The following is a 265-nucleotide window of genomic DNA, read 5'->3' on the forward strand; positions in this document are numbered from 1 at the left end:
GCAGCGGAACTGCATTTACTACAGAACTGGTAGCCGGTGATTTCGCTGTTGTTACAGTGGGCGGTATTCCTTACACCCTCCCGGTTAAGACCGTAAACAGCAATACATCATTGACACTGGTGAGTAATTTCACCGGACCAACGCAGTCAGGTGCGGCCTGGTCTGCAATTCCTCGTATCGCTATGAACCTGGTCACCGCAGCTGTAGTTGCACAAGCTGCTGAAGCGTTGCGTGGGCTGAATTACGACAAGCAGAACTGGCAGCA

At 52.1% G+C, this 265-nt stretch carries 1 pseudogene; it reads left to right on the top strand.

Annotation, left to right across the window (positions count from 1 at the left end):
- Nucleotides 1–265 (top strand): annotated as a pseudogene (locus FDX11_RS10190) (phage tail protein); the annotation flags it as partial.

Origin of the sequence: Citrobacter sp. wls714, assembly GCF_005281025.1 — a bacterium.
Taxonomy (GTDB): domain Bacteria; phylum Pseudomonadota; class Gammaproteobacteria; order Enterobacterales; family Enterobacteriaceae; genus Citrobacter; species Citrobacter werkmanii.